Source organism: Oleiphilus sp. HI0123 (assembly GCF_001635315.1).
On the sequence record NZ_LWGE01001534.1, the window covers coordinates 1 to 3,825 of the forward strand.

Sequence of the window (3,825 nt, forward strand, 5' to 3'; positions counted from 1 at the left end):
ATAATAGATCGGTGTAGAGGCGAGGTTTGTTGGTGATAATTCCCCAGGGAATGTCTTTGTCTTCACAAAGAGTGAGAACCTCTTCCATGCCGTCAAAGAGCTTGGCATGCTTTCCTACTAGCGATTCATAGCGTTCCAATAACTCTTGTCTAAGTGATTCAAAGGGCTCGGTGCCGGGTTCGCCGCCAAAGCCGATTTTTACCAAAGCCCTTGCGCCATCGGACACAGTATTACGAATCGTGTCGGCTGGAAGCTGGTTTCGTCCGTGACTTATCAGTTGTTCATTGAGAACCTGAACAAAATCATTGGCTGTATCAACGAGTGTTCCGTCCAGGTCAAATAGTAGAGCGCTAATTGTCATTATGAATGTCGTTTATGAGGGGGTATAAGCTAATCGATTGGCTTGGTGGCATGTACCAGGTAATTGACATCGACGTCTCGCGCTAATTTGTATTCTTTTATTAATGGGTTGTAGACCATGCCGGTAATATCTTGAAAGTCCAGTTTTGCCTTGCGGATGTAACTTGTTAGCTCAGATGGCTTGATAAATTTCTTATACTCGTGCGTGCCTTTCGGTAGCATCTTTAGTAGGTGTTCGGCGCCAACAATGGCAAACATAAAAGCTTTAGGGTTACGATTGATTGTTGATAAGAATAGGTCGCCGCCAGGTTTCAGAAGCTTTGCACAAGCCGCTATAACTGAAGAAGGGTCTGGTACGTGTTCAAGCATTTCCAGGCAGGTGACGACGTCATAGGTGCCTGCTTCTTCGTCAGCAAGGGACTCTACGGTGATTTGTCGATAGTCAACTTCAACACCTGATTCAAGACCGTGTAGCCTTGCTACAGAAAGTGGGGCTTCACCCATATCAATACCCGTTACGTAGGCACCGCGCTGACATAGCCCTTCAGAGAGGATCCCACCGCCACAGCCGACGTCTACAACTTTTTTGCCGGGAAGGTGAGCGCGTTCATCAATATAGTTAAGACGAAGCGGGTTGATGTCGTGAAGCGGCTTAAACTCGCTTGATTTGTCCCACCAGCGACTAGCCAGTGCTTCGAATTTAGCGATTTCATTTGGATCGACGTTTTTTGCGGCTGTTTGGCTCATGTTTCTCTATTCGTGTGTTATAAATATTTCTAGAAGGCGTTTATTGTCAGCTTTCTGTCGACGAGCGAATTTTAGCTGCCCAGCTCTTGGCTTTAACAATAATTTCCTGCGTGTCCATATATTTTAGTTCGCCTTCTTCAAGAAGGAGTTTTCCGTTTACCCAGTTATGGCTTACTTGGTTGGACGCGACTGAGTATACAATATCTGAGATTGGATCAAAGCTCGGTTGGCTATTTAATGCATCCATTTTGATGGCAATCAAATCTGCTGCTTTGCCTATCTCTAGTGAACCAGTAATTTCTTCGATGCCTAAGGCTGCAGCGCCATTGATGGTTGCCATCTCGATTGCACTGGCTGCATCGATCGCGCTTGCGTCTTTTGCGACTGCCTTTGCAAGCAGGGCGGCGGTACGCATTTCGCCAAACATATCGAGGTCATTGTTACTGGCCGCACCATCGGTACCCAGGGCAACATTAACGCTTTCTGATATTAGCTGGGCGCTAGGGCAAAAGCCGCTTGCAAGTTTAAGGTTCGATTCGGGGCAGTGTATTACATGTACTTTGTTGCTGGCTAAGGATTCAATATCTTGTTCGTTTAGTTCTGTCATGTGTACGCATTGCAGGGCGAACTTATCTGAAATTAACCCTAAGTCGACGAGCCTTTGTATGGGGCGCTTATTGTTTTGCTTTACAGCTTCCTCTACTTCAAATGCTGTTTCATGAAGATGGATTTGAACTGGTATATCATGCTCAATTGCCAGATCTCTGATGTTTTCCAAAGGCGAGTCTGAAACGGTATAGGGTGCGTGAGGTCCGAAGCCGATCTCGACGAGATCACTGTCAGCGTAATCTATGGCAAGGCTTAAGGCTTTTTCGATATATTCTTCAGGTCCGCTGCCCCAAACGGTAGGGAAATCTAATATTGGGCAGCATAGATGGGCGCGTATGCCGTACTGCTCGGCGACTTGGGCGGATATGTTAGGGAAGAAGTACATGTCGCTAAAGCAGGTGGTTCCGCCTCTCAGCATTTCTGCTATCGCCAGTTCGGTTCCGTCACGGACAAAAGCCTCAGATACCCATTTTCCCTCGGCAGGCCAAATATGGTCGTTGAGCCATTCCATAAGCGGCAGGTCGTCAGCGAGACCACGAAACAGCGTCATTGCACTATGGCCGTGAGCGTTAACGAGCCCGGGCATTATGGCGTGCTCGTTCAGTTCATATGTGTTTTTAGCTTGATATTTGGTTTGGGCTTTAGCGCTTGCAAGTATGTCTACGATTTCGTCATCTCTAATGGCAAGGCTGTAATGCTCATAACAGGTGTTTCGTGGTCGAACAGGGATGATATAACGAGCATGGATTAGCGTATCAACTGTTTGCGCTTGTGGCATATAGGTACCCAGAGGTTTATATATGTTCAATTTTGAAAGGGTGAGAGTATACCTCTATTACTATGCTTGGCAATAAGCTGCGCGTTGAACTAGCTTCGGTAAGTGGCTAGCACAGATTAATATTGTTACTCTAAGCGTTTCCTTGGTTAGTTATTAGAGTAAGAGAAGAATTTATGAGCCAGCCTGATAAAGATCTACAGGATGATCCGCTTGATTCGAATAATCGAAAGCAAAAGCGTGTACACGCTCTAATACAATGGTGGCAGCAAGAAAAAGATAAAATTGCGCAAGGAGATGTGCTGAAATTTATGCACGAGAACAAAGAGCGTCTCGAAAAGTCCTTGGCCTCAATTTATCAAAACAACTTTGTATATAGGGTGACTAACCTGTTACTGGCTTTTGTTGCTAGTCTGGCTGGACTGGTTGATCGCCTGAAAGATGCCATTGTTAAGTTGGTTTTGAAGGTTCCTGCTCCAGAAGCGGTAAAGGGCTTGCTATTGTCTATCTTTAACGCCGTGAAGCTGCGAGGTATTGTCGATTTCTTTCGCGCCAAGATGTACTCTTTGAAAAAGGCACCTCATAATATTCGTGCTGTTCAGCTAATGGACGAGGTTGTTGCGCGTGCCAAGCGTGACGGCTTGGATATAAAGAAGCACTTTCCCGACATCGCCCGTAAATTCAACGAGCGCAAATTACAGCTGCTACAGCATTCTTTCTTTAAGGAATTTAGTAAATCTCGCATTGAGCGCATACTCGCAATGCCTTTCACCTTTAGTCGCTCAATATCACCGGTTCTACCTGATACTGCCCTGTGGCACAAGTTCTTTGTTTTTCTTGAAAACCGAAATATTGCCGACTTGATATTGGTCGGGAGTAAAGGAGAGCGGGTTTCAACGAAGCATGATAGCAAGCATGTAGTGGGTTCGTCAGAGGTGGTTCGAATCTTGTATCAGGCTTCAGTGCTTAAGGCGTCAGGGCGAAGGGTTTTTATTGTTGGTAATCACGAAGGTTATATTGGGCCGTATCTGGTAAGGAGTATATTGAGGCGGCTTGGTTTTGATAATCTCACAGCAAATTGCAATACAGTCGTTGGTCCGAGAATGTTTTCAAATATGGTTCTAAAGAACGGTGCGAGTAATGTCGGAAACTTGTTCCTGACTTTACCATCACAGAAAACGACGGAAGTTAAAGAGAAGAGCTTAGCTGATGCTTTGCTCAAAACAGCAAGACGGTCACAGCTGCTGATCAAAATGCCAAATTCCGGGCTTCATCTAATCGAGCAAATGAGTTATAGCGACTTTATGAATAAGTTTATTCGATCAGATCGCGCC

At 45.5% G+C, this 3,825-nt stretch carries 4 protein-coding genes; 1 reads left to right on the top strand and 3 read right to left on the bottom strand.

Annotation, left to right across the window (positions count from 1 at the left end; translation table 11 throughout):
- The 3 genes from A3761_RS20430 to A3761_RS20440 form a co-directional block, all read right to left on the bottom strand.
- On the bottom strand, positions 1-361 hold a 361-nt coding region (locus tag A3761_RS20430; protein WP_156491990.1), incomplete at its 3' end, for an HAD family hydrolase.
- A 29-nt stretch (positions 362-390) separates the two neighbouring features.
- Entirely contained in the window at positions 391-1,107 is a 717-nt protein-coding gene (ubiG, locus tag A3761_RS20435; protein WP_068506969.1) for a bifunctional 2-polyprenyl-6-hydroxyphenol methylase/3-demethylubiquinol 3-O-methyltransferase UbiG, read from the bottom strand.
- Between the two features lie 46 nt (positions 1,108-1,153).
- Entirely contained in the window at positions 1,154-2,494 is a 1,341-nt protein-coding gene (locus A3761_RS20440) for a TRZ/ATZ family hydrolase (protein WP_068553105.1), read from the bottom strand.
- Positions 2,495-2,667: 173 nt separating this feature from the next.
- Between A3761_RS20440 and A3761_RS20445 the strand changes: the two genes are divergently transcribed.
- A partial coding sequence (locus tag A3761_RS20445) for a hypothetical protein (RefSeq protein WP_156491991.1) occupies positions 2,668-3,825 on the top strand: 1,158 nt, incomplete at its 3' end.